Source organism: Sphingobacterium sp. HSC-15S19 (assembly GCF_050433745.1).
Lineage (GTDB): Bacteria > Bacteroidota > Bacteroidia > Sphingobacteriales > Sphingobacteriaceae > Sphingobacterium > Sphingobacterium siyangense.
Genome location: NZ_JBNPWQ010000012.1, coordinates 62,933 through 87,347, shown reverse-complemented (window position 1 = coordinate 87,347; position 24,415 = coordinate 62,933). Strand labels below are relative to the sequence as shown.

General features: G+C 42.5%; 20 protein-coding genes. 16 read left to right on the top strand and 4 right to left on the bottom strand.

The window, feature by feature from the left end; all coding sequences use genetic code 11:
* Positions 1 to 11: 11 nt before the first annotated feature.
* Positions 12 to 422: a TonB-dependent receptor gene (locus L1283_RS11805; protein WP_286849431.1), complete on the top strand. Its 411-nt coding sequence runs from the start codon at positions 12 to 14 to the stop codon at positions 420 to 422.
* Between the two features lie 49 nt (positions 423 to 471).
* On the opposite strand, the gene L1283_RS11800 is transcribed toward L1283_RS11805, so the two are convergent.
* Positions 472 to 1,326, bottom strand: a complete 855-nt coding sequence (locus L1283_RS11800) for a helix-turn-helix domain-containing protein (protein ID WP_070566506.1) — start codon at positions 1,324 to 1,326, stop codon at positions 472 to 474.
* Between the two features lie 142 nt (positions 1,327 to 1,468).
* On the opposite strand from L1283_RS11800, the gene L1283_RS11795 reads away from it, so the two are divergent.
* From L1283_RS11795 to L1283_RS11745, 11 genes are all read left to right on the top strand, one after another.
* Positions 1,469 to 2,068 (top strand): porin family protein, encoded by a 600-nt coding sequence (locus tag L1283_RS11795; RefSeq protein ID WP_070567095.1) that lies wholly within the window; start codon positions 1,469 to 1,471, stop codon positions 2,066 to 2,068.
* A 333-nt stretch (positions 2,069 to 2,401) separates the two neighbouring features.
* Positions 2,402 to 3,001: an RNA polymerase sigma factor gene (locus L1283_RS11790; protein ID WP_158638957.1), complete on the top strand. Its 600-nt coding sequence runs from the start codon at positions 2,402 to 2,404 to the stop codon at positions 2,999 to 3,001.
* A 104-nt stretch (positions 3,002 to 3,105) separates the two neighbouring features.
* Positions 3,106 to 4,125, top strand: coding sequence for a FecR family protein (locus tag L1283_RS11785; protein WP_070566501.1), 1,020 nt, complete (start codon positions 3,106 to 3,108; stop codon positions 4,123 to 4,125).
* A 77-nt stretch (positions 4,126 to 4,202) separates the two neighbouring features.
* The gene (locus tag L1283_RS11780; RefSeq protein WP_070567092.1) at positions 4,203 to 7,496 is read left to right on the top strand and encodes a SusC/RagA family TonB-linked outer membrane protein; all 3,294 of its coding nucleotides are present in this window, start codon (positions 4,203 to 4,205) and stop codon (positions 7,494 to 7,496) included.
* 9 nt (positions 7,497 to 7,505) lie between these two features.
* Complete coding sequence (locus L1283_RS11775; protein WP_145330181.1) at positions 7,506 to 9,305, top strand: RagB/SusD family nutrient uptake outer membrane protein; 1,800 nt, start codon at positions 7,506 to 7,508, stop codon at positions 9,303 to 9,305.
* Complete coding sequence (locus L1283_RS11770) at positions 9,305 to 10,135, top strand: metallophosphoesterase family protein (RefSeq protein WP_429626117.1); 831 nt, start codon at positions 9,305 to 9,307, stop codon at positions 10,133 to 10,135. Before L1283_RS11775 ends, L1283_RS11770 begins: the two co-directional genes overlap by 1 nt.
* 219 nt (positions 10,136 to 10,354) lie before the next feature.
* Positions 10,355 to 10,585 carry a DUF3995 domain-containing protein gene (locus L1283_RS11765; RefSeq protein WP_070566495.1) on the top strand — a complete coding sequence of 77 codons (231 nt, stop codon included), beginning with the start codon at positions 10,355 to 10,357 and terminating at the stop codon, positions 10,583 to 10,585.
* A gap of 14 nt (positions 10,586 to 10,599) precedes the next feature.
* Positions 10,600 to 10,995 carry a hypothetical protein gene (locus tag L1283_RS11760; protein WP_145330183.1) on the top strand — a complete coding sequence of 132 codons (396 nt, stop codon included), beginning with the start codon at positions 10,600 to 10,602 and terminating at the stop codon, positions 10,993 to 10,995.
* 193 nt (positions 10,996 to 11,188) lie between these two features.
* A complete protein-coding gene (locus L1283_RS11755) occupies positions 11,189 to 11,350 on the top strand; it encodes a hypothetical protein (RefSeq protein WP_153847574.1) in 162 nt (53 codons plus the stop codon).
* Positions 11,351 to 11,370: 20 nt separating this feature from the next.
* A complete protein-coding gene (locus tag L1283_RS11750; protein ID WP_145330186.1) occupies positions 11,371 to 12,798 on the top strand; it encodes a phytoene desaturase family protein in 1,428 nt (475 codons plus the stop codon).
* A gap of 1,262 nt (positions 12,799 to 14,060) precedes the next feature.
* Entirely contained in the window at positions 14,061 to 14,654 is a 594-nt protein-coding gene (locus L1283_RS11745) for a TlpA family protein disulfide reductase (protein ID WP_145330188.1), read from the top strand.
* A 140-nt stretch (positions 14,655 to 14,794) separates the two neighbouring features.
* On the opposite strand, the gene L1283_RS11740 is transcribed toward L1283_RS11745, so the two are convergent.
* The 3 genes from L1283_RS11740 to L1283_RS11730 all read right to left on the bottom strand — a co-directional run bounded on the left by L1283_RS11740 (position 14,795) and on the right by L1283_RS11730 (position 17,685).
* On the bottom strand, positions 14,795 to 14,986 hold the full coding sequence (locus L1283_RS11740) for a cold-shock protein (RefSeq protein WP_070566486.1): 192 nt from the start codon (positions 14,984 to 14,986) through the stop codon (positions 14,795 to 14,797).
* A gap of 353 nt (positions 14,987 to 15,339) precedes the next feature.
* Positions 15,340 to 16,395 carry a 3-oxoacyl-ACP synthase III family protein gene (locus L1283_RS11735; RefSeq protein ID WP_429626116.1) on the bottom strand — a complete coding sequence of 352 codons (1,056 nt, stop codon included), beginning with the start codon at positions 16,393 to 16,395 and terminating at the stop codon, positions 15,340 to 15,342.
* 147 nt (positions 16,396 to 16,542) lie between these two features.
* A complete protein-coding gene (locus L1283_RS11730; RefSeq protein WP_286831557.1) occupies positions 16,543 to 17,685 on the bottom strand; it encodes a DUF4932 domain-containing protein in 1,143 nt (380 codons plus the stop codon).
* Between the two features lie 271 nt (positions 17,686 to 17,956).
* Between L1283_RS11730 and L1283_RS11725 the strand changes: the two genes are divergently transcribed.
* The 4 genes from L1283_RS11725 to L1283_RS11710 all read left to right on the top strand — a co-directional run bounded on the left by L1283_RS11725 (position 17,957) and on the right by L1283_RS11710 (position 24,411).
* The gene (locus L1283_RS11725) at positions 17,957 to 18,481 is read left to right on the top strand and encodes an RNA polymerase sigma factor (RefSeq protein WP_120336057.1); all 525 of its coding nucleotides are present in this window, start codon (positions 17,957 to 17,959) and stop codon (positions 18,479 to 18,481) included.
* 83 nt (positions 18,482 to 18,564) lie between these two features.
* Positions 18,565 to 19,623, top strand: coding sequence for a FecR family protein (locus tag L1283_RS11720; RefSeq protein WP_145330194.1), 1,059 nt, complete (start codon positions 18,565 to 18,567; stop codon positions 19,621 to 19,623).
* Positions 19,624 to 19,628: 5 nt separating this feature from the next.
* Complete coding sequence (locus tag L1283_RS11715; protein ID WP_145330196.1) at positions 19,629 to 22,667, top strand: SusC/RagA family TonB-linked outer membrane protein; 3,039 nt, start codon at positions 19,629 to 19,631, stop codon at positions 22,665 to 22,667.
* Positions 22,668 to 22,761: 94 nt separating this feature from the next.
* Positions 22,762 to 24,411, top strand: coding sequence for a RagB/SusD family nutrient uptake outer membrane protein (locus tag L1283_RS11710; RefSeq protein ID WP_145330198.1), 1,650 nt, complete (start codon positions 22,762 to 22,764; stop codon positions 24,409 to 24,411).
* Positions 24,412 to 24,415: the final 4 nt, after the last annotated feature.

Below are 24,415 nucleotides of genomic sequence, written 5' to 3'. Positions count from 1 at the left end.
AGGGATTACAAGTGAATCTCGCTTGCTATTCATATACTGAAGGGAAAAGGGAATTAACGGACGGAAGTCGTGTATATCTTGGTGGGGATCGCATCAATCCACCTAAGATAACGGGCTCTATTACCGTAAATCCAATGAAAAAATGGTCGCTTACAACGCAAATGATCGCTACTTCGGGCCGAAATCGTTTTGAACCTGTTAATGGATTGTACAGCTATGGAACAGGACCTATCCGATCATTCACAACCTTCAATTTCTCCAGTAAATATCAGATCAACACACAATCGCTAATACGCCTGGGAATCGAAAACATATTCAATAAGGATTATTACACGGTGATCTCGCAATGGCAGTCAAATAATATGAATTATGTGAAAGGCAATGGAACTCGTCTCAATTTGAGTCTGCCGCATTCCTTTTAGTCAATTTTTGATGGGTTTGCACAAGTGTGCTTACTACCTCGGAAAATTTCTACATTTTTCTATACGCGAGCGGAGACAATCCGACTGATCGCTTAAAGTATCTGCCGAAAAAAGATTGTGAAGGGAAGTTAAGCTCATTACTGATCTGCTGTATAGTCATATGCGTAGATTTTAACAGTGCTTTAGCTTCCCACACAACATAGTCATCAATCCATTGCTTAGCAGACAGGCCATTGTGTTCTTTTATCACCTTAGATAAGTACTTCGGAGTTACACATAGCTTATCTGCGTAGAATTCTATGCCCCGTTCTTGCTTGAAATTGTCCTGTACCTGATTTAGGAAGTTTTCAACCAGTTCTTCCAATCGGGGCTTTTTTTCCTGTTGTGTATGACGTTCGATGTTATGGGCATTGTAACCAAACCCGTAAAAATAGGCTTTTGTTAGGTGTTGAAGAATTTTTGTGGTAGAAGGATTATCTGTTTCCAGCACTTTTTGTACTGTTTTAAAATAATCAGCCAAACTCGTTAGTTCTGCTTCTTTTAATGCAATAAAAGGTTGATTATGCAAAGAAAGAAAAACGGGTAGATGCTCTTCGATATTAAGACTTGAGGTAAATGTCTTTGACATGACTATAAAAAGTGCAGAAAAATCGGCACTCACATTTTCTATGGTTACAGTATGCCCCGCGAGGAGTACAATAAGAGAGGGGGCACCCGTTTCAAAGTAGCGCATATTTGAATGCCCTTTCAAATGACCTTTAAAGCAAATAATACTTATGGTGACATCCAATTTCACCGGAAAATTAAGTCGTTCAATTGTGGGTGTCTCCAATAAAATGAAATCTTCATTATGGTTATGCTGTTTCAAGTTTTTATTGTGCGTAAATGGCAGCGTCATTTCCATAATAGTCAAGTATTGTTATTCAAATGTATTGTTTTATATTGAAAAAACGACTTTTTGGACAATTTCGCCTTCTTATAGAGCTTCCCAGCCTCTTTAAATGCATCTACATTTGTCACATAAATTTTAAATGAAATTATTCGTGATGAAAAAACTATTATTAATTGGATTGGTCTTGGCAATGGCACAGGGATCCGCTGCTCAAGGTTTGGGCGGAATTTTTCAAAGGCTTTCTTTTGGTTTAAAGGCTGGGGGAAACTACAGTAACTTTACAGGTGCGAACTTCGATACTGAAGGACTCGCAGGATTTAATGGGGGGCTTATTGTCAATTTTAAGCTTACAGACAAGTGGTCTATTCAGGAGGAATTTTTGTATTCAATGCAAGGCGCAAAAATCACAGACAATGTATTCGGAACGCATAAGGACCTGAAGTTATCCTATATGTCCGTTCCGATCCTCGTAAAATATCGATCGGCTATCGGTCTTTATGCGGAAGTTGGGGCGCAGGCCAATCTATTGATAAAAGATGCAAAAAATACAGGCTTTGTGGATTTTGCAGATAAGATTGATGCGGGTGCTGTTGCAGGTTTGGGTTATGAATTTACGAAAGGTCCAGCTAAAGGTTTGGGCCTGGGAGCGAGATACTACCAGGGTTTTATGGATGTAGGTAAGTTTAATTCTACGACACTAAAATCTGATTTTAAGAATAGCGTGGCGCAGTTAAGTATCTTTTATATGTTCTGATCGGCTCAATAGGTTGTTTAACTGTTAATTTATAAGTAAAGACTCAATAAATGTACATTAAACTGCATCTATTGAGTCTTTACTTTTTGCACATTCACGTTATATCGAAGCGATGGCATGATTTCTACACGAACTGTCATTTTTAAACATTATATGTAATATATTCACTTTAAAGAGCTATTTAATAGCTCGATGGAGCTTTCCGAGTCGGGGAGATGCATAAATGACAGGCTTTTGTTGTTAATGTATTCTTTACCTGTCCTTAATATTGTAGTTGTATTAAAGCATGATCTTTACAGCTGACGAAGAATTATTGATCTAGAGAGTATGCTTGTGAAAACGATAGACACTATCCTATTAGAACGTCTGGTAAATGCAGATTACAGTGCTTTTGATGAGATTTATGAGCATCATTGGAGCACACTTTTCCGTATTGCAGTTAAGAAGTTAGGCGATGTGGATGTGGCTATGGATCTTGTTCAGGATCTCTTTGTGGATCTGTGGCAAAGAAGGGCCATGATCAATATTCATAGCGGATTGCGAGCCTATCTTATTTCGGCCCTATATCATAAGTTGTTTCAGTATTTCAGAAAGAAAGGTGTGCATGAAAAACATATTGAACAGTATAGCTTAATGATACAAGATGGTCTGCATGATATTTTTCCTATCGTGGACTATGAAGAGAATTACACAGACGTACTGATTGCGATTGAACAGTCTGTGGTGGAAATGCCCGACCGTATGCGCGTTGTTTTTAATTTGAAATACCAACGTAGTCTCAGTAATCATGAAATTGCGGAACAACTTGGCATATCGCTTCAAACTGTAAAAAACCAATTAAGTAAAGCGTTGAACCTTGTGCGCCAGCACATGCAGCAGCAACAGCTAAATCCGACAGTCTTCGTGTCCTTATCTCTTCTAGTCTTCTTTTAATCCTTATCCAAGGTGTTTTTAATTAAATTTTTTAAAATAAACTTTACATAAACTTAACGGTTTTTCGATGGTACGATCACCCAATTGGAGCAACTATAGGGTGTATGCAAGACAGAAAAAGGGAATTGGAGGAATTAATCCAAAAGTATTCATCAGGACAGATAAAGGATGAGGAACGGGCACATTTAATGTGTTGGTTGCAGGAACTTGATGTCTTAGAAGGGTACAAAGCTGATATGGAAGGGGTTCAAACGCGGATGAAAGAAAAGATAGACCTCCGTTTGCTAGCCACCGAAACACCTACTAAAATCGCACATCCACCTTGGTTGTTATGGGGTAAGGTTGCCGCAGTTGTTCTTTTTTGTTTTTCATTTGGATGGTACCTACTCGATCGGAATAGTGGCGGGGATGCCAAAGGCAAGCAGTCCGTTAAGGTCGAAAAAACGGTCGATAAGTCCAAAATGATAACCTATACTGTTGTACGGGATAGCACGATTTTATTGCAAGATGGCAGTAAAGTCCGTCTTTTGGCAAATTCTTCAATCTCCTTGATGCAACCCTTTCCAGAAAAGCAGCGCGCAATTCAATTGCAAGGAAAGGCTTTTTTTGAGGTGTCACACGATAAATCGCGCCCATTTACAGTTCTATCGGGCAATATCCTGACAACGGCTTTAGGAACTTCTTTTTGGGTTGTGCAGGAGGCCAAAAATAGGAAGCCTAGTGTGCGCCTGATCACAGGAAGAGTTTCCATTAAGGAGCGTGGCGAAAATGGGGAAGATAAGCTTCTTGCCTATTTGACTCCAGGGCAAACTTGGGCGGAAAAAGTTGTACAACCCAAAAAAGGACCTGTTTTGAAACTGGAAAAACCAGTGGAAGAGATCGTACCAACGACATTGGAATTTCACCACAAGCCTTTGGCGGAAGTGCTTCCTGCCTTGGCGTCTTTCTACCGCACAACGATTCTCTTTTCTCCGGATGATGTGTCAGGACTATCATTCTATGGTAAATATACAACAGAAAATGAGGTCGCGCAGATTCTGCAAACGATCTGTATTGCAAATGAGCTCGAACTCAAGTTTAATTCCGAAACAAATACCTATACGATCTTAAAAAACAGTCAATAAAATCCATAAAAAAACACTATTGAGCCTCCCTTTTTAGGGAGGCCTGGGAAAACTATGCTCAATTATTAATGAAAACTATGCAACAATTTTCAACAGGTAAAAGGCCAGCCAAGGGGGCTTTATTACTGCTACTAGCAATTGCTTTTGGCCAAAAGGGTTTTGCCCAACAAAGCGGGGAACTTGTTGTCATCGTGCAGGATGCGAAGTCAAAAGGTTTGGCCAATGCAACGGTGACCATAAAAAACAAGAATAGCAAACTGAAACGATCCGGTCAGGCCGATCAGCAGGGGAAAGCCGTGTTCAATAATTTGCCGGTGGATAGCAACTATTGTATTTTGGTGACTTATACAGGACTACTGCCAAAAGAGGAGTGCCAGTATATTGTTACCTCCGGTAAAAGATCGAGCGTGGTCTTTCAACTCATAGACGCAGCTTCAAATCAAATGGACGAGGTGGTCGTTGTGGGGTATGGTACACAGAAAAAGACCAACCTGTCTGGTGCTGTAGATCAGATTAGTGGCGATGTGCTCGAAAGCCGCCCTATTTCCAATGCTGCGCAAGGGCTTCAAGGGATTTCACCCAACTTGAATATACAGTTCAACTCCGGAGCACCAGGAGCGGAACCTAAAATCAATATCCGTGGAATTACATCGATCAATGGTGGCGATCCATTAATTTTGGTAGATAATGTTCCTATTTCGGCAGCCGAATTAATCAGGATTGCGCCACAGGATATTGAGTCATTTACGGTGATCAAAGATGCATCGGCTGCGGCGATCTACGGGGCCCGTGCCTCCTTTGGGGTTCTGATCATCACGACAAAAACAGGGAAAGGCGATGTGAAAGTGAACTATTCAAATAACTTTACATGGAATACACCTACAGTAATGCCAAATAAAATAACGGATCCTTATGTGTTTTCGAGGCTATTGGAAACGTCAACCGATAATACACCCTGGGATAATGTCAACTATTCGGATCAGTTTTACCAATATGCAAAAGAGCGATCTGACAACCCTTCCATTGCCGGTGTGCGTATCAATCCCTCAGATTCCAAGGTCTGGGAATATATGGGTAACAGGGATTGGACACGTTATTTCTTGTCCGACTGGAATGCAACCAATACACACGACTTATCAATCTCGGGCTCAAATGAAAAAGTACAATACTATATCAGTGGTAGCTACAACCGACAAAATTCGCCTGTTAAGTTAGCAGAGGATTATTTTGACCGCTATAACCTGCGTTCCAAAGTAAACTATAGGCTTTCTGATTTTATTTCATTTGGTAACAATACAGTGATCGGAAGTACACGTAGGCTTACGCCTTCTCAGATGAGTTTGCCCGATATATACAATATTTTTCCAACTTCTTTTGATAAGAACCCGGATGGAACATGGGCCAATTCTTCGGCAGGTATTATTGCCGCACAAATGGTGGATGGCGGTAAAAGTGATCGTAAACGTCTGGATGTACAATCTACCTTCAATACTGAGCTTCGCTTTTTTGGAAATAAATTCAAAGTAAATGCAGATTATACTTTCCAGCGTAATTCGTTGAACCGCAATTGGTACACCAAGCAATACGAAATCGGTTATGGTCCGGACGATGTCCGTAAAGAGGGGACAACAGGGGCTTATCGTGAAGCGGGTTTTTCCTATTATAATGTTTATAATATCTACGGTACTTACTTGCAATCTTTTAATAAGCATCAGGTTAATGCGGTACTGGGTTTTAACCAGGAGGATTATCGGTATGAAGTGATCACTGCAGAACGCGCCGGACTTATTTCAGAATCCTTTCCAACCATTCAGTTTGCAACAGGAACAATGAAAATGGGTGAAGCTATTGATACTTATGCCTTACGTGGTGCATTTTATCGGTTGAACTATACTTATGATGATAAATATATTGTTGAATTCAATGGTCGATACGATGGATCTTCCCGATTTCCGAAAAGTAAGCGTTTTGGCTTTTTCCCTTCGGGCTCAGCTGCCTGGCGTATAGACCGTGAAAAGTTTATGTCGTCTGTCGCTGGACTGGATTTATTGAAGCTGAGGGTATCTTACGGTCAATTGGGTAATCAGTCTGTGTCGAACTACGGCTACCTTCCTTCGATGGAAAAAAAGGATGCCGATTACTTGTTCGGAAGTGAACGGGGAATCTATATTGGTGTTCCACCTTTGGTTTCCCCCAATTATACCTGGGAGAAGGTCAATACCGTAAATTTTGGTTTGGACGTTGCGGTACTCAAAAATAAACTTTCGGCAAGTTTTGACTATTACTCCAGACGTACCTTGGGGATGTTGACACTGGGCAGAGATCTTCCCAATATTTTGGGCGCGAGTGAGCCACGGGAGAATGCTGCCGATCTAAAGACCAATGGCTGGGAATTGACTGTCAATTTTCAGGATCGTTTCGAGTTGGCTAACGCACCATTACGCTTCAATGCCAAATTATTGCTGTCGGACTCACAGTCCAAAATTACACGTTTTGACAACCCCAATAAAAGCATTCTGCAATATTATGAAGGCATGCAAATGGGGGAGATCTGGGGTTTGCAAAGTAACGGACTTTTCAAAGACGAGGCAGAGATTGCCAAGTTGGACCAGACTTCGATCATTCCCTGGGGCGCCTTGTCGATTGTACCGGGATGGCCTACCTATGTGGATCAGGATGGTAATGGTAAGATTGAAAAAGGATATACACTTGGCGATACCAAAGACCTCAAGATCATTGGTAACTCCACACCACGTTATCAATTTGGTATAGACCTGTCTGCAGATTGGAAAGGTTTTGACTTACGGGCATTTTTTCAAGGCATTGGTAAACGCGATTATTATCCGTTGGACTACCTGTATTGGGGGACATACCAACAGCCTTATGGTAACTTTTATGGGCACTTGCTTGATTTCTACCGTCCGGGAAGTGATTCGGACATTGACCGTGCGAAACATTCGCAAGCTTATTTGAATTTGGGACTGGCCGATCAAAATCTCAATGCGGCTTACCCCATCTTACAGTCATGGCTTGCTGACCGTAACTTGGGTACCCGGATTGACCAGGCCCAGGGATTGGCCATTCCACAGACCAATTATTTGCTGAATGCGGCCTATCTACGTCTGAAAAACCTGACGATAGGGTATACCTTACCCAAATCTATTACTTCACGCGCCAAGATCAGTAACCTACGTGTTTATCTAAGTGGTGAAAATATCATCGAATGGTCTGCTGTGAAGCGCTATTTTGATCCGGAGACACTGAACGAAAATACGTATACCAATCCAACTGCAGGTTCGGACCGTGTAGGTAATGGTCTCACTTATCCATTTCAAAGAAGTTTTTCTGCTGGTATTCAAGTCACCTTTTAATTGCTTATCATGATAAATAAATATATAAAATTAGCCGTTGTATGTTCAGGTCTTTCTCTGCTTGGAAGCTGTAACGACAACTACTTGGATCGTGTTCCAGAGACTGCGATCAATAACGAAAATTTCTTCAATACAGCGACCGACCTAGAGTTGTATATCAATGGATTGTACAATTTTTCAGGAGTAGGGATCTATCAATCGGATGCTACTACAGACAATGCAAGTACCACGGGCAATACGGAGATCAAAACCATTATGGCCGGTAATGCCTCTGCGGCGACGATCTCAGGAGGCTGGAGCTGGGAGCAGCTCCGCAAAATAAATTTCTTTCTACAGCACATGGGCAAGGCTAAGATCAGCGAGAGTGAAAAGGCACATTATGAGGGGCTAGGTCGGTATTTTCGGGCCCGCTTCTATGCAGAGAAGGTACAGCGTTTCTCAGATGTGCCCTGGGTGGATAAAGCACTGGAGGTTGGAGATACGGATTATCTTTTTGCCAAGCGCGACCCACGAGCAACGGTGGTGCAAAAAATCATGGAAGATTTTGAGTTTGCCGCACAAAACGTACAGCCCCGAATAAAATCGGGTACGGTCAACAAGTGGGTGGTGCTGCAGGAATATGGCCGCTTTGCCCTATATGAAGGAACCTACCGGAAATACCACAACGAACTGGAATTGAAAACCACGGCAACTGAATTTCTGAACAAAGCACAAGCGTTGAGTGATCAGCAGATGCGCGAGGGTGGTTTCAGTATATACAATACCGGTAAGCCCAATCAGGACTACGGCACTTTATTTTTTAGTGAAAATCTTGAAAACAACAAAGAGATCGTACTTGGACGTTTTTATGCCAACAATGTACTCAACGCAGATTCGTGGCCGGGTATGTTTGGTAATTATGAGTACTATCCTTTGCGTGATCTTGTGCAGGCCTACCTGATGAAAGATGGTTCATTTTATGCGGCCCAGCCAGGTTATGAAAAAAACACCTTCGTCAAAGAGTTCGAAAACCGCGATCCACGTCTGGCACAAACGTATGCTTATCCGGGATGGCAGTTGATTTATTCGCATACCTATGCGCAAGGGGCGGGACTGTATGTGCAGCAATTGGCCAAAAATTTCTCGGGCTACCATCAGATTAAAGGATTTCAGAATACGCTCAGTCTGGAAGCGCGCAATAATCTCGATATTCCTTTATATCGCTATGCGGAGGTCTTATTGAATTTTGCCGAAGCAAAGGCCGAGCTGGGACAGCTGACGCAAGCCGATCTTGATCGTAGTATCAATCTGTTGCGTAGACGTGCGGGTATGCCGGATATGGTTGTAGGCGTAGGTATCGATCCCGTTATGGCGACACGTTACTCCAATGTAGAAAGCAACCAGCGTAATCTCGTGCTGGAGATCAGACGCGAGCGTCGCGTTGAGCTGGCTTTTGAGGGATTCCGTTTTACGGATCTGATGCGTTGGAATGTAGGTGAATTGTTGAAGAACAAACGTGAGGGCATTTACTTCTCCGGATTGGGGCAGCATGATATGACCGGCGATGGTATTCCGGATATCGTACTGTTAGCTTCCTCATCGTCCATTCCGGCGGTGAAAGAGAAAAACAGTTTGGGGAGAGAATTGCAGTATTATCGTGTTGGCCGCTTTGGGCAGGATGTAGGCGTATTCTTATCGGAAGGGAATAATGGTACAGTGGAAACGATCGAAAATACAGGAACCTTTGAGGTGCCTAAATTCTACTATCGCCCCATACCGCAAGGGGAAATACTTTTAAATGATAATCTTAAACAAATATTTGGATGGTAATGAAAAATTCAATGACAAGGGCTTTATGTTTTCTGTTCCTCACATTATGTAGCCTTGGGAGGATCAGTGCACAGGAATTTAAGTTTGCATTTTTAACCGATCTGCATGTGCATAGCGATTCTACACTTGGGCAAGTGGAGCTACGGTTAAAATCGCTGTCACCTCAGGTGGAACTGCTGCTAAGCGGTGGTGATAATGTGGATATTGACAATCTGAAATCGGCTGATCGATCGGCTGGCGAGCAACGAATCAAGTCGTTGAAGGGACTTTTTGACCGCACTAAAAAGCCTTACCACATGGCTATAGGCAATCATGATCGTTTGCCGCGCGATTTGCGCGACGGCACTAATGATTTTGCGCTCTTTGAAAAGGCGTTTGGTCAGACCTATTACAGTTTTGACCATAAAGGCTGGAGGTTTATCGTGTTGAATAGTGTGGAAACCAAAGATAACCACTATGTTATTGGTGACAAGCAGCTGGCTTGGCTAAAGGATCTTGTCGAAAAAATAAGCAAAGATCAGCCTTTGGTGATTATCTCCCATGTCCCTTTTTTGTCGGTTTATTATCCGGTTTTAGAGGGGCGTTATACAGCTGCAGATACTTTTACAAACCAAAAGCAGGTGTTTGATCTTTTTAAAGACCACAGCCTAAAGCTGGTCCTGCAGGGGCATATGCATTTGTATGAAGAGATTAAAGTGAAAGGGGTACAGTTTATTACAGCAGGAGCAGTATCGGGCAATTGGTGGCATGGAGCTTTTGAAGGTACTGCGCCCGGGCATCTCGAAGTGGATGTCCATGGGAAAGATTTCAGCTGGAGTTATGTGAAATAGAGAAACCTGTTTTTTAACTTTTGCTTAGTACAATAAGAAATAACCTCAGAGCGTATGACCTCTGAGGTTATTTTATTTTTACTTTTTTTGTCCTACTGACTTTTTCCAAGATATGCTATGAATTGTTTATTTAATAATTCGCATTCCTGCTGCTGCATAACTTGCCTCTTTCAGGAGAAACCCTGACACAGGCAAGTTAAAATACGTTATATTTACCTTATGGAGTTTGTACTTTCAATCGTTATCGCCACTATTTTTATTTTTTTGGCTTTGTTGCATTTTTTCTGGTTGCTCGGTGGACATTGGGGAATGGCTGTTGCCGTTCCGACCGATCTGAATGGCAGAAGGATATTTAATCCCACCCGGGTAGGCACTTTGCTGGTTGCTATCGGATTATTGATTTTTGCGTTTGTAATGGAGTTCGTTTTAAACGGGAACTTGAAAGCCTGAATAAAACGAACAAAGTGCCGGTACAAATTCCCGACAATCCGCGGATCGTCTATGCGACCGAACAGGATGTGCTGGAGCTTGAAAACGGTATTGTCCTTTTTGGATGGCCCAGCTGTCCCTGGTTTCGGAATGCCATAACGCCGCTGCTGGAATTTGCCCAGGAGGAAAAGGCGGCTATTTATTACCTCAATATTCACGATATCCTAAATCCTTATACAGCTGTGGGGATTGATTCCATTAAACGGATTTCTTCGCCGACGGTATTATTTATTGAAAAAGGTAAAGGCGTACATAAGGTTGTTTCTACGGTCGTGTCACAGACCGATCCGAAAATCAAGCTCGATAGTACACAGCGACAGGAGCTAAAACAACGGTATCGCGCCTATTTTTTGGATGAACATATTATATAAATGATATTTCTTATAAAGTTGTTTGATAGGATTGTATATGAGTTCTAAAGATGGGTGCGGCCCGGAAAATAAATACTTTCAATGCAGGTAAAAGTTTGTATCCATGGGCATAAGTTGTAGTAAGGGAATCAGTAGTTGAAAAAGCCATAAGGATACATGGTGTCAACATTATCGTAAATTAAATGGATAACATATGAAAAAAATAATCAATCTTGGACTTTTAGCGTTTGTTTTAACGACATTTACAGTCTCCTGCGGATCTGCAGGTAAAAAAAAGGATAATAGCAAATCGTTGTCCGATTCTACTTCGTCAAAGCGCTCAAAAAAGGAACAACCCAATACAGGCTGCGACTAGGAGTGATTAAAAACTAGCTTATGCGAAAATTTGATGCAATCATTATTGGTTCGGGACCAAATGGACTTGCTGCAGCGATTACCTTTCAGCAGCAGGGGCTGAGCACGTTGCTGATTGAGGGTGCCGATACAATCGGTGGGGGAATGCGAATCCAGGAACTTACAATTCCGGGTTTCAAACATGATGTCTGTTCGGCAATTCATCCCATGGCTATGGCATCGCCATTTTTCAGGAGTTTACCTTTGGAAGCATTTGGGCTATCTTTTGTTAAGCCTGAGTATGCGGCAGCACACCCATTGGACGAAGAGGAAACGGGAATTCTTTACCATAGTCTTGCCGAAATGGTAAAGGGTTTGGGGACGGATGGTGAAAGGTATCGTAAGCTGGTGGAAAAGGTCGTGACAGATTGGGAGCGCCTTGCGGCCGATATTATGGGACCATTATCCTTTCCGAAGCATCCTTTGTCTTTAGCCTCGTTTGGGCTGGATGCACTTCAGCCGGCAAGCTGGACAGCAAAGCGCTTTACTTCGGTGCAGGCACAGGCTTTATGGGCAGGGATGGCGGCTCATGGAATTCAGCCCCTAGACAACTGGACAACTTCTGCAATTGCCATTGTGCTTGCGGCGGTAGGCAACAAATATGGCTGGCAGATACCGATTGGCGGCTCGCAATCCATTGCCAATGCGCTGTTAGGCTATTATCAATCGTTGGGTGGGGAGATCCAAACGGGCTTTTGGGTAGAGGATGTTCGCGATCTACCATCCCATAAAGTCCTACTCTGTGATATCACGCCCAAGCAGTTGTTGCAGCTCAAAGGGATAGGTCTTGCTAGCGGCTACCGCAGACGCCTCGAAGGCTTTAGGCAGGGAATGGGGGTATTTAAAGTCGATTGGGCATTATCAGAAAAGACGCCTTTTAAAGATCTGCGTTGTCAGCAGGCCGCTACAGTACATTTGGGAAATACCTACGCCGAAATTGCCGAAAGCGAGCAGCGGAGCCATCTTGGGAAGCAAGTGGATAAGCCTTTTGTGCTGTTTGCGCAACAGAGTGCGTTTGATTCCAGTCGTGCTCCCGAAGGCAAGCATACAGGATGGGCGTACTGCCATGTTCCTAATGGTAGTAAGGTAGATTATACCGAAGCGATCGAAAATCAGATTGAGCGCTTTGCACCGGGTTTTAAAGAAACCATTCTGGCCAAGCATACCTTTTCTCCTATGGAGCTCGAAGAGTATAACCCAAATTACATCGGTGGTGATATCAATGGCGGTATTATGGATATTTCGCAGCTGTACAGCAGGCCCATTTTGGCTCTAAATCCGTACCGAACCTCGGTCGACACGATTTATCTCTGTTCATCATCAACACCTCCGGGTGGTGGGGTGCATGGCATGTGTGGCTATCATGCTGCGCGTACAGCGCTCAAGGAACACTTCGGTTTGCTGTTGTAAACCACGCCGAATAAGCATTTCCTTATCTGCCTCTGTTTGTGGCCCTTGTGGCTACAGGGTGGAAGAGAATACCTACTTGGATTTTAGGACAAAGGACAGTCTGTTATTCCAGGGCGCTACAAATTCTGCTGAATTGCAAACTGTACTTGCCCAGTTGCCGCGGAATAAGTGATTTTAGCCGTTTTTTTATTTTTCCGCAGCATAAAGTCTTTAGAAAAAATAAGCTAATGGCTGTGAGTTTCTAATTTCGGCAGTATTTTTGCAATATAGGGCTACGAAAACACCCCAAATAATATGTTGCATTAGGCCAAGATAATTTCTTGGCCTTTTGTATGTAATTCCCCCTTTCGTATGTAGATAATATCCCAGGTTAGTACTTATGATGGCAATATCGGTTTCGATGTTGCTTTTTCTATCGCTAAATACTAAATAAAAAGAAATAAATCGATAAGAAGAAATAAATCGGTGCGTACGGCAAGTATAAACTTAGGAAAGACACTTTGGCCGGGGTAAGCTGGGCTCCTGACGCAATAAAATGCCTACCAAGCTATGATGCCGAAAAAGGAAACTTTAACACAGGTCAGGCAAAAGTTCATCTTGCCATCGCAAGGCGAACTACAGATGGATGGTATCCGATGGGTAAAGTTGATGTGTTATAAAGAGAACAATGTGTAACTATCTGTTTATATTAACTAGGTCAAATGTCTTATTAATATAGATTTATTATTTTTTATTTTTGATATTGTGCCAGTTTGTCAGCCGTATACATAGGTACTCAATAGGCTTTAAAGAAGTGTCTTGATTTCCGAAAGCAGTGTTTGTAAATTGGGCTATCCTACACTTTGCTACAGGAGAATGCGGTCAACTTGTGCATTATCTTGACGAATGGGATCAAGGGCCGGCTCACTTCGTTGTTTTTGTGTGCTGAACGCCTCAATTTGGCTTTTGTGAGGATGGATTAGACTCTGGTTTTTGCAGTGGAAATGTCGATGGTGCGCTGTTATTTTATAGGGATGTCGGACTGGCTCCATTCGGAAAATTATGAGCCGTAGAGCAAATAAATTAGAGTTGTTGTGTTTTTAATAAATATGCTAATTATTTATATACAGTGTATTGTGTGTTTTATGTCAATTAAAAGTATAGGTTTTGTTTTACCTCATAAAGGCCGCTAAGGTGTCTTTGAAAAGACGATGTGTGGGATGAAAGGATGAAATGATTGTGGAAAAAAATCCATAAATTAGGGGAACTAAACAAGCTGTTTTATGAATGTAAAATTTATCCTAAAAGCTTTCTTATTATTTGCGCTTTGCCTGATCCATGTAATCGGTCATACGCAGGAAAGCAACAACAATAAGAAATTGTGGGCAAAATCAATTTTGAATCAAAAGGCGCCAAAACTTGAGGTGGAGCAGTGGCTCACAGATGTGCCTGATACAAAGGGTAAGTTTATCCTTATTGATTTTTGGGCTACTTGGTGTGGTCCCTGCCGGAAAGTAATTCCTGAACTCAATGAATGGCATAAGAAGTATGGTGATAAACTTGTGATCATTGGCCTTTCAGATGAAAAAGCAGAGGTCATTAAAAAGGCGAAGGAGATTAAAATAGATTATTTCTCAGCGATCGATACGAAAGCGAAGTTGAAGAAACAGCTCGAAGTACAGGGAATCCCACACTGTATTTTAGTAGATCCGGATGGCATTGTACGCTGGGAGGGTTTTCCGACGTTAGAGGGGCATGAGCTCACCGATGATGTTGTTGCTGATATCATCAGAAAGTATTCCAGAAAGCGCTGGAGATTCAAAGATAGCAGTCCATATTTTCTGCGACAGGAAGAAGTGATGTTGGCTGGATTGTAAAAAGTCTTTCATGTGCCAGACCGATAAATCGTCCGATTTTTTGCGGTACTTGGGTATGAAATGGATAAAAAAAAGTGTAACGGTTGCCCGTTACACTTCGCAAGAAGATAAATAAATTATCTTCTTGTGTGTTTACTTAATTATGCGATACGTACGTTAACTGCATTAACGCCTTTTTTACCGTTTTCTACATCAAATGTTACACTGTCATTTTCACGTACTTCGTTGATTAAACCAGATACGTGTACGAAAATGTCGTCTCCACCACCAGCAGGCGTAATAAAACCAAAACCTTTTGTTTGGTTGAAGAATTTAATAGTTCCTTCTTGCATTGTTTTATAAATTATATTAAAGTAATCTGTACTGCACTATTGTGATAAATGAATATGAACAATAGTTAATCGATTTTTTGCAAGAAATAGGATCTGATTTTAATGATCTTGGATTGACTCAAGTCCAAAAAGGTCTTTATCTCCGTTTTGCTAACAAAAAAGCTTCTGAAAATGCGAAAACTGAGCGGTAAGTATAACTTGACGATTTCAGATAAGCAAAGGCGGAGCCGATTATAATACAAATTTAAGTATAAAATATTGATATATACAGTGTTTTGTTATTTTTTATGAAATAAATCCTATGCAGGCTCTGTGTTAGCATAATAGCTACACGATGTAGTCGTAAAATTATATTAAACCCGATAAGTAAAAGCATTGATATTCATACCTGCGCCAACAGATGCAAATAGGATGATATCGCCTTCTTGCAGGGATTGATTGTCTAACTGACCACGGGCAATAAGATCATAGAGCGTAGGAATAGTTGCCACACTGCTATTTCCAAATGTATGGATGGTCATTGGCATAATATCTGGCGGGGGTACTGTACCGTATAGTGCATAAAACCTCATCAGAATGGCTTCGTCCATCTTCTCGTTGGCCTGGTGGATCAGTATTTTTTTGATTGCCGCGATATCGATATCCGCTTTTTGAAGGCAAGCCTGCATGGCCAAAGGAACTTTGCTGAGTGCAAACTCATAGATTTTACGCCCTTTCATTTTAATATACCGTATATCGGGGTCCTGCTCTTGTTGATAAGAGCTTCCGAAATTGATATAGTTCGCTTCCTCAAGCGCATAAGTTGCGCTCTCATGTGATAGGAGCCCTTGCTCTGTCGTAGTGGCTTCGATGATTACAGCGCCAGCGCCATCCGCATAGATCATCGAATCTCTGTCAAAAGGATCTATAACACGGGAAAGCGTTTCTGCGCCAATGACCATACAGCGCTTTGCCATACCTGATTTTATGAAAGCGTTGGCATGCAATACGCCTTCGTTCCAACCAGGACAGCCAAATAGTAGATCATAAGCCACACATTTTGGATTGCTGATCCCGAGCTTTTTCTTCACCCTGCTTGCTAAACTGGGTACAGTATCCGATTGGATTTTGCCAGATTGCACATCGCCATAATTATGTGCAACAATAATATAGTCCAATGTTTCAGCAGCTATACCGGCGTCTTCAATGGCACGTTGACCAGCTAGGAAAGCAAGGTCTGAAGCCACTTGGTCAGGATCGGCGTAACGGCGTTCCTCAATGCCGGTGATTGCCTTAAATTTTTCAATGACAGAAGCCGGCTCCTTGAACGGCAGCCCATTTTCATCCAAAAAAAGATGGTCGGCGAAGTCTGCGTTGGCTATTTTGTGGGATGGAATATAACTGCCAGAACCGATAAATCTAATGTTCATAATTGTTTCTCCGTACGTATTGTGTATAAATATATTTCGACGATCATCCCCTTATGCTATGCTGATTCCTTATGGTCGTATACATTCACATTTCTGGCGGCTTATTTCCTTCTCAGCCTTAATTTACTAAATATTATCGGGATGGCGCTAATTTTCTTTCTCACACCAGTCCAGCAGTGGCTTGTATAAGCTCTGAATATCTTTCGGGTTATTGTCTTTATACAGGCGGAACAATTCGGCGTTAAATTCATCTGCTTTGGGAAATCCTTTTTTATTGACCATCATATCGTTGACGTTTTCAACAATCTGGCCAAAAAGATCATGATCATCTCCAAACTTGTCGTAACAATATAAGATGAAAAGTCCCCAAGTTAAATACTCATCAAATACTTTTACCGGACTTGGATAATGAACTGTACTTTTGTTTTCTATATCTACCCATAAGTCTCTATTGTTGAATATTGTATCAATCTGTTTTTTGTTTTTTTCGCTCAATGGACCTACGTAGTTGTGGTCTATCTCCGTGAAAATAATGCGTGTATTGAATGCTTTTTTGAATTTTGGGCTCCAGGATTCGTCTTCGCGGAGGGTGGGTAAAAAAAGCAAAATTTCTTTGAAACCTTTGTACTTGAAGGTGTGAGTCGCATTCATCCCGGCAATCAGAGGGGAAGTCAATACACGATAGCTATTGATTGTATAATCGAACTTCTTTTCTAACCATTCTTTTTGCTCGGCAATGGAAGCATATTCCTGATATGCTGTACGAAGGCTGTCGTAATAGCCTTGATGCTCTTTGTAGAATGCCCGGTATCCGCTCTTTCTGGCGAATTCTTCCAGGTCGTTTTTGTAAGCGGGGATAGGATTTGATTTCACCTGATAATTTCCAACTCCTCTCGCTGGAAAAATATAGATGTTTGTAGGTACTAATTGGTCGTTTTTAAATTTAAAGCCATATACATTGGCCGCTAAGAGGAAATAGTTCGTTAGATTCGCTCGTAGTTGCTGGTCAAATTTCTTTACGATAGGCAGATTGGAAAATGGGGTAAAATGTGCTTTGACCTCTTCAAAATACGCCGTATTCTGCTTGGTCATGTTTGGATTTTCCTTACCAAAGTCAGTTATCGCAAAGATAATATAGATGAGTTCCTGTGCCTCATTGATTTCAATAGTTGTCTTGCCGTCGTTTTGGGCAATATAGGCTTTGCTAAAATCGACGTCTTTTTCTTGGCAGATGGCCAGGTTAGCCAGTAATACAAAGCATATTAAAATAAAAAAGATATTCCTTTTCATCGTATCGTTATTTCATATAATTATTGATAAGACATGTTGCTGATAGCATAACGTTTTACCGGTTATGGTCATGTCTGATTGGGGATTTCACTATGAAATGAAATATTCCCGACTGCAATTATAGGGAGATTTCTGCTTGTTTTATAATAAAATTTGTACAATTAGAAATGAATTCTGCTAATTGAAAAGGTAATATATTCAATTTGTTTAATTTAATATTGATCTTAACTTAATACTGAGGAAACCTTGTGCTTTTATTTTTGACAGCGCAATGGAACACATTCAGCCTATCAAATCTTCCAATCAGAAAAGTTTCAATCTCGTATACGAAAAGTACCATCGACAGATTTACGGTTTTGTACTCAAGCGTACGCAATCGGATTATATTGCAGAGGAGGTAACGCAGCTGACCTTTATCAAACTCTGGAACCAAAGGGAGAAGCTCGACGAGCAGCTCAGTATTCTGTTGCAGCTTTTCGGTATGGCGCGGCAAGTCATGATCGATCTGCTGCGCAAGGAGGCTACACGTTTCAAATACGAAGGGCAGACAGCGGTGACACCTTTTACCGATAGTCTGATCCGGGCAATTGAAAATAAAGACCTTTTGCGTATGATGGAAAAAGATATCCAGAATATGCCGGCGATGCGTCGGAAGGTCTTTGAACTGAGCCGTAAAGAAGGTCTTTCCCATAAAGAGATTGCTGCTCAATTTTCAATTTCCACAAAAACCGTGGAACAGCATATCAGTAAAGCACTTCTTCAACTCAAACAACATCTCTATTCCATTATGCTATAAGTCCTTTATGTTAAGTATCGGCGCCCTTTATTAAATAATTGTTAAGAACTAAGGGATGTCGTGCTGGCCTGCGTAATAGGAGTATGAAGCATGATAAAAAGCAGCATCAGATCAAAAAGAAGATCTGGAAAATGCCCTTCCTCGTGAACGAACTTTTCAAGGACGAAGATTGGGAGAAATTTGATAGCACAGCAATGGAGGAGCCTGTGCCTACTGAAACGATGAAAACGTTTATACAGACTGCCATTCAAAATCAGGAAAAAGCGCAGGATCGAAAGGCATTACATCGGTATCGTTTGGTAACGCTACTGCGCTACAGTGCCGCAGCTGCAGTTCTCTTTTTCTTTTCCTTCCATTTTGTTACCTGGTGGACAAAAGATTCAGTTGTACAGCCAGATGCTCAGCGGTTCGCTGCTAAACCAGTTATAGCGCATCAAGATACAGTCTGGACTTCAATAGAAAATAAAAATCCCTATAGTATAACGCTGGATCTACCCGATGGATCCCATGTGCGGTTGTTCGCACAAAGCCATATTCGCTATGTGAAAAATTTTGTTGTCAATGCCCGTGATATTGAACTTAGCGGTAAAGCCTACTTTGATGTAGCATCGGATCCGAAACGCCCATTTTCGGTGTTTGCCAGCGGGACTAAAACAACGGCGCTTGGTACATCCTTTACCATTAATACCAAATTGAAGCGTCAGGCTGTGACTGTGGCATTACATACAGGTAAGGTGCTTGTATCCTCGCTTACAAACGGTTTCAAACAGATTTTTTTAGCTGACCCGGGCCAAAAGCTGACAGTTGATTCACGGGGTGCAACAAGAATTGAAGCCGTCAATAAAAAACAACCATTGAACATGCCTGATCTGTCTGCCCCGGATTTGTTAAATCTGAAAAATACACCAATGCCTGCTGTGCTAAAGGCGTTAGAAACTGCATTTAAAAAACAGATCCATTTGGGCGACAAGGGTATTGCCGCCATCCATTATACAGGTGAGATTGATGTACATCACGATTCATTGAAGGATATCTTGACAACAATCTGCTTGATCAATGAATTGCGCTTTGTCGCCAATGCGGATGGAAGTTATACGCTATACAAACAGGAAAATACAATTACTGAACATCTAAACAACTAACAGATATGCTCAACAAGAAAAATCCACAAAAAAAGAACCTGCTTATTTTTGCGTTGCTTTCCGCTGGACTTACCCATGTACATGCGCAGCAGCAACAAGTGAAAGGAGCTGTACAAAATGAAAAGGGCGAGTTTCTCCCTGGAGTCAGCGTTAAGGCTATTCAGGTCAATGGAGGTCCAAGTGTGACCACCAGTACGAATAGCCAGGGGCTATTCCATTTTCAGAATTTAGTAGAACATGCAGGCTATCGATTTGTGTTTTCGGCTGTAGGATTTCAGTCCGATACGTTATCGGGTTATGTTATTGAAGCAAGAAAGCCTTTGTCGTTGAGTGTGAAACTTCAGCAGAGTGCGGTTAAACTGGATGAGGTCGTCATTGGTTATGGCCGTGTATCCAGAAAGGATCTGACGAGCTCCATCAGCACCATCAAAGCGGAAGATGCGAACGTCGGCGTATTTACTTCGCCAGCACAGATGCTGCAGGGGAAAGTTGCCGGCCTGACGATTTCGAGCAACAACAGTAATCCCAATGCGACGCCTTCGGTTAGTCTCCGGGGAGCGTCAACGTTACGTAGTGGAGAAGCGATGGAACCCTACTATGTGATCGATGGGGTTCCGGGCGCATCGCTGGCTTTGGTAGCGCCCGATGATATTGCCTCTATTGACGTGCTTCGTGATGCCTCAGCGACCGCAATTTATGGCTCAAAAGCGGCCAATGGCGTTATTATCGTTACAACGAAGCGTGGGAAATCAGGGCAGACCAATATCAATTACAACGGCTATCTGGCGATCGATAAAGTGGCTAAGCACTATGAGATGATGAATGCGGCGCAATACCGGTCTTATGTCAATGATAATGGATTTTCGATGGAACCAACGGACGACTTGGGAGCAGATACCGATTGGCAAAGAGCTGTGGAGCGAACAGGGATATCGAACAACCATAATATATCCATTCTTGGAGGAGCAGAAAAAACACAGTATAGCATCAGTCTCAATACCATTAAAAACAATGGCGTTATCAAAGGGACTGATATGGGGCGGCAGATTGCTCGAGCGTTTTTGCAGACCAAGGCGCTGAATGACCGGCTGATGGCTTCTTTCAATATCAACGCAAGTATCACCAAGCAGAATGATGTGCTCGCTTTGGATCAGGGACTCAGCGTGTATGATGCGATGTATTATTACCTACCTGTATCGCCATTACGAAATACCGATGGTTCCTGGTTTGAAAAACCCGACCGTTCGCAATATGCCAATCCACTTTCCTTAATTGAAGAGAATACAAATTTTTCTAAAACTAAGGTGCTCCAGGCGCATGCAAAACTGGGCTATGAGATCTTGCCCGGGTTAACCTATACTATTGATCTTTCGCTGCAAAACAGGCAGTTTAACAATGCACAGTACTACTCGATGTTTTCGATGGCAGCACGTGGTCAGAATGGCAAATCTATCCGTGCCGCGGTAGAAGATGAACGGAAAGTGATGGAAATGAACCTGAGTTATGAAAAGACATTCGCCGGAAAACATAAGGTAGCTGCACTGGCAGGTTATTCATGGGAGGAGAACAACAATAACGATGGCTTTCAATTGACGACTTCCGATTATTACAGTGACGATTTGAGTTATTATAATCCGGGTATGGCCAATGTAGTTGATTTGTTGGGCTTTGGGAACTATTATCTTTCCACTTTGCGTATGATATCTGTTTATGGCCGTGTGAATTATGCCTACAATAACAAGTATCTCCTACAGGCAACGGTAAGACGCGACGGTTCCTCGGCTTTCGGAAGCAACAATCGTTGGGCAACATTCCCTTCGGTGTCTGCGGCGTGGCGCCTTTCGGAGGAATCATTCATCCGTGAAACCGGAATTTTTGATGACTTAAAGCTGCGTGCAGGTTTCGGGGTGAGTGGCAACTCATTGGGCTTTGACGCATTTACAGCGCAGTCTGTACGTGGTGCCTCATCCAAGTTTTTCGATTATGTAAGTGCCGATGGCCAGGTAAGCCCATTACGTACTTTGATGGTGCTGCGCAATAGCAATCCGAACCTCAAATGGGAAACAACCAGTATGATTAACCTAGGCCTGGATTTCGGATTTCTGAAAAATCGCCTGACAGGGTCTTTGGAGGTCTATAAAAAGAAAACGAGTGACCTGATTTATGATTATCAGGTAAGCAAATCGAAATATATTTATCCAACGCTGACTGCCAATGTTGGTGAAATTGAGAACAAGGGGATTGAACTGAGTCTGAATGCAAAGGCCATTGATAAAGAGGATTTCAAATGGAATACCGGATTGGTGCTATCACACAACACCAATAAGGTGGTGAGCATTGCCAACGAGCAGTTTACGCAGGATTATATCGAATTGTCGGATCTCGGTGGCGCTGGGCAGACCAATGTATTTCAGCAGAGGCTGACACCGGGAGCACCTATAGGTCAGTTTTATACCTGGGAATGGGCCGGCTACAACGATGAAGGAGTGTCGGTATTCTATACCCGAGATGAGAAAACGGGCGAGCGTACCGGCGAAACAACCACAACGCCACAGAAGAAAGATCAGGCTGTGACGGGAAGTCCACAGCCCAAGTTGACACTGGGTTGGAACAATAGCTTTTCGTATAAGAATTTTTCTTTAAACGGAATGTTCCAAGGTGCTTTTGGACAGAAAATTATGAACGCTACACGTGCGCGCCATTCAAACGTTGTTGGTAATGCTGGGCAGAAAAACGTGCTTGCCAGCGTTGTGGAAACCGAGCGCATGACGGATATCAATGCACATTACCTATCCGATCGTTACCTGGAGAATGGAAGCTATCTGCGCTTGGCTTATGTTACGTTGGCCTATACGATACCGATGAAAAATATACCGATTAAAAACCTAAGAGTATATGCAACGATGAACAACGTATTTGTGCTGACGAAATATAAAGGTATTGATCCCGAGGTGGGCTTAGGTGGCCTGACTCCGGGAATTGATAACCGCCAGACCTACCCACGGACGCGAACGTTTATGTTTGGCCTTAACTTTAATTTATAAGACAGACCTGTGGGATGGAAAACTTTTTATCGAAACAATCCTGTTGACATAAATGGAGCATGCCACATGGCCTATAGAACAAGAAATAATTTATATGAAACCAACACTATTAATTCGTTTATTAACCTTATCAGCATTGAGTTTTTCGCTGGGATCTTGTACCGATCTGGATGTTGATATAAAATCACAGCTGACGGAATTTCCGGATTCGGAACGTGCGGCCGAGGCGATTCTTGCCGATGTATATGCCGCTTATCGAGGCGCAATGGGGCGCGATCATTGGATGGTGCAAACACTCTCGGCAGATGAAGCAGTGAGTGTTTCCATGGGAACAGACTGGTTTGATGGCGGTCGATACCGCGAATTCCATCTGCACAATTGGAACGCAGACAATGGCCTCTTGCCAAGTATCTGGAACGATGCTTCCACTGGAATCACCTTAGCCAATAATGCCATCGCATTATTCGGGGAAGATAAAGAAAAGTTGACTGCACCTGCCCGCGCAATCCGTGCTTATTATTATTTTATACTGATGGATAATTTTGGCGCCGCACCGTTGATCACAGGGCCTGTTGATGCTGTCCCCGCACGTTCAAACCGTGCTGAAATTTGCCGTTTTATTGAGGCCGAATTGCTTGCGGTGAAGGATTTGTTACCGACCACAGTTTCTGTAGCAACCTATGGAAAAGCAACGAAATATATGGCCGAAGCATTGCTGGCTAAGTTGTATCTCAACTGGGCTGTTTATACGGCTACGGACGTAGCCAATTACAATCCAAGTGCACAAAATGAAAAGTTAAATGATGTGGTTGCGATGTGCGACCAGATTATTTCCTCAGGACAGTTTAACCTGACAAGCCACAAGTTTATGGCCAAGTTTCGCCCCGATAATGGTTATCAGGTAAAGGATTTTATATTTGCCATACCCTATGATCGTGAAAAACAGCAGGGTATGACTTATTCGCGCTTCTGGATACATCGCAGTGCCCAAAATCAGTTTGCAACATTGCCTCAAAGTGTTGGGGGGACTTTTCGTGTATTACCGAGCTATTTGGAGAAATTTAATCTGGCAGGCGACGAAAGGAATGCCTCATACATCGGCGGTAAGCAATATTACTGGTCAAATTATACAGAAGATAAGACTCGACCTTTTCTGATCAGAACTTCCAAACGCGGCATAGATCAGGATTATAATGCTGCGGATGCAGATGCGCAGTTTGATTGGCAACTGGAGACCACTAAAGAAATTACTTTGCGTTCGGATGGTGCGGCCACACTGAATGTAGGTAACGACCAAAAGGGGCGCTCAATGGGGTACAGATCCATTAAGTTTTATATGGACGTAGCCGTTACATCAGCCAATCAGCGTAATCAGAGCAATGATGTACCTGTATTTCGCTATGCCGATATCCTGTTGATGAAAGCGGAGGCTATACTCCGTGGGGCTACCGCGACCAATGGTCAGACCGCACAATCTTTGGTTAATCAGATCCGAGCCTATGTTAATGCACCTGTGCTCACGGCTGCCCCAAGTCTGCAGGATGTGTTGGATGAGCGGGCACGTGAGTTTGCTGATGAATCCTGGCGTAGAAATGACCTGATCCGTTACGGAAAATTTGAAGATAACTGGGGATTCCGATCGCTGTATCCTGCCGGCATGAGCGAGAAGTTCCGTCGTATTTTTCCCGTACCAACAACTGTATTAAACGTAAACACCCACTGGCAACAAAATCCTGGTTATTAAAATC

What these genes read in the sequence shown, in the direction of transcription:
- L1283_RS11740 (WP_070566486.1), bottom strand. Translation starts at nt 14,986, where the DNA reads ATGCAAGAAGGAACTATTAAATTCTTCAACCAAACAAAAGGTTTTGGT.
- L1283_RS11750 (WP_145330186.1), top strand. Translation starts at nt 11,371, where the DNA reads ATGCGAAAATTTGATGCAATCATTATTGGTTCGGGACCAAATGGACTT.
- L1283_RS11745 (WP_145330188.1), top strand. Translation starts at nt 14,061, where the DNA reads ATGAATGTAAAATTTATCCTAAAAGCTTTCTTATTATTTGCGCTTTGC.
- L1283_RS11755 (WP_153847574.1), top strand. Translation starts at nt 11,189, where the DNA reads ATGAAAAAAATAATCAATCTTGGACTTTTAGCGTTTGTTTTAACGACA.
- L1283_RS11710 (WP_145330198.1), top strand. Translation starts at nt 22,762, where the DNA reads ATGAAACCAACACTATTAATTCGTTTATTAACCTTATCAGCATTGAGT.
- L1283_RS11800 (WP_070566506.1), bottom strand. Translation starts at nt 1,326, where the DNA reads ATGGAAATGACGCTGCCATTTACGCACAATAAAAACTTGAAACAGCAT.
- L1283_RS11765 (WP_070566495.1), top strand. Translation starts at nt 10,355, where the DNA reads ATGGAGTTTGTACTTTCAATCGTTATCGCCACTATTTTTATTTTTTTG.
- L1283_RS11725 (WP_120336057.1), top strand. Translation starts at nt 17,957, where the DNA reads ATGGAACACATTCAGCCTATCAAATCTTCCAATCAGAAAAGTTTCAAT.
- L1283_RS11780 (WP_070567092.1), top strand. Translation starts at nt 4,203, where the DNA reads ATGCAACAATTTTCAACAGGTAAAAGGCCAGCCAAGGGGGCTTTATTA.
- L1283_RS11735 (WP_429626116.1), bottom strand. Translation starts at nt 16,395, where the DNA reads ATGAACATTAGATTTATCGGTTCTGGCAGTTATATTCCATCCCACAAA.
- L1283_RS11795 (WP_070567095.1), top strand. Translation starts at nt 1,469, where the DNA reads ATGAAAAAACTATTATTAATTGGATTGGTCTTGGCAATGGCACAGGGA.
- L1283_RS11715 (WP_145330196.1), top strand. Translation starts at nt 19,629, where the DNA reads ATGCTCAACAAGAAAAATCCACAAAAAAAGAACCTGCTTATTTTTGCG.
- L1283_RS11785 (WP_070566501.1), top strand. Translation starts at nt 3,106, where the DNA reads ATGCAAGACAGAAAAAGGGAATTGGAGGAATTAATCCAAAAGTATTCA.
- L1283_RS11775 (WP_145330181.1), top strand. Translation starts at nt 7,506, where the DNA reads ATGATAAATAAATATATAAAATTAGCCGTTGTATGTTCAGGTCTTTCT.
- L1283_RS11720 (WP_145330194.1), top strand. Translation starts at nt 18,565, where the DNA reads ATGAAGCATGATAAAAAGCAGCATCAGATCAAAAAGAAGATCTGGAAA.
- L1283_RS11770 (WP_429626117.1), top strand. Translation starts at nt 9,305, where the DNA reads ATGAAAAATTCAATGACAAGGGCTTTATGTTTTCTGTTCCTCACATTA.
- L1283_RS11730 (WP_286831557.1), bottom strand. Translation starts at nt 17,685, where the DNA reads ATGAAAAGGAATATCTTTTTTATTTTAATATGCTTTGTATTACTGGCT.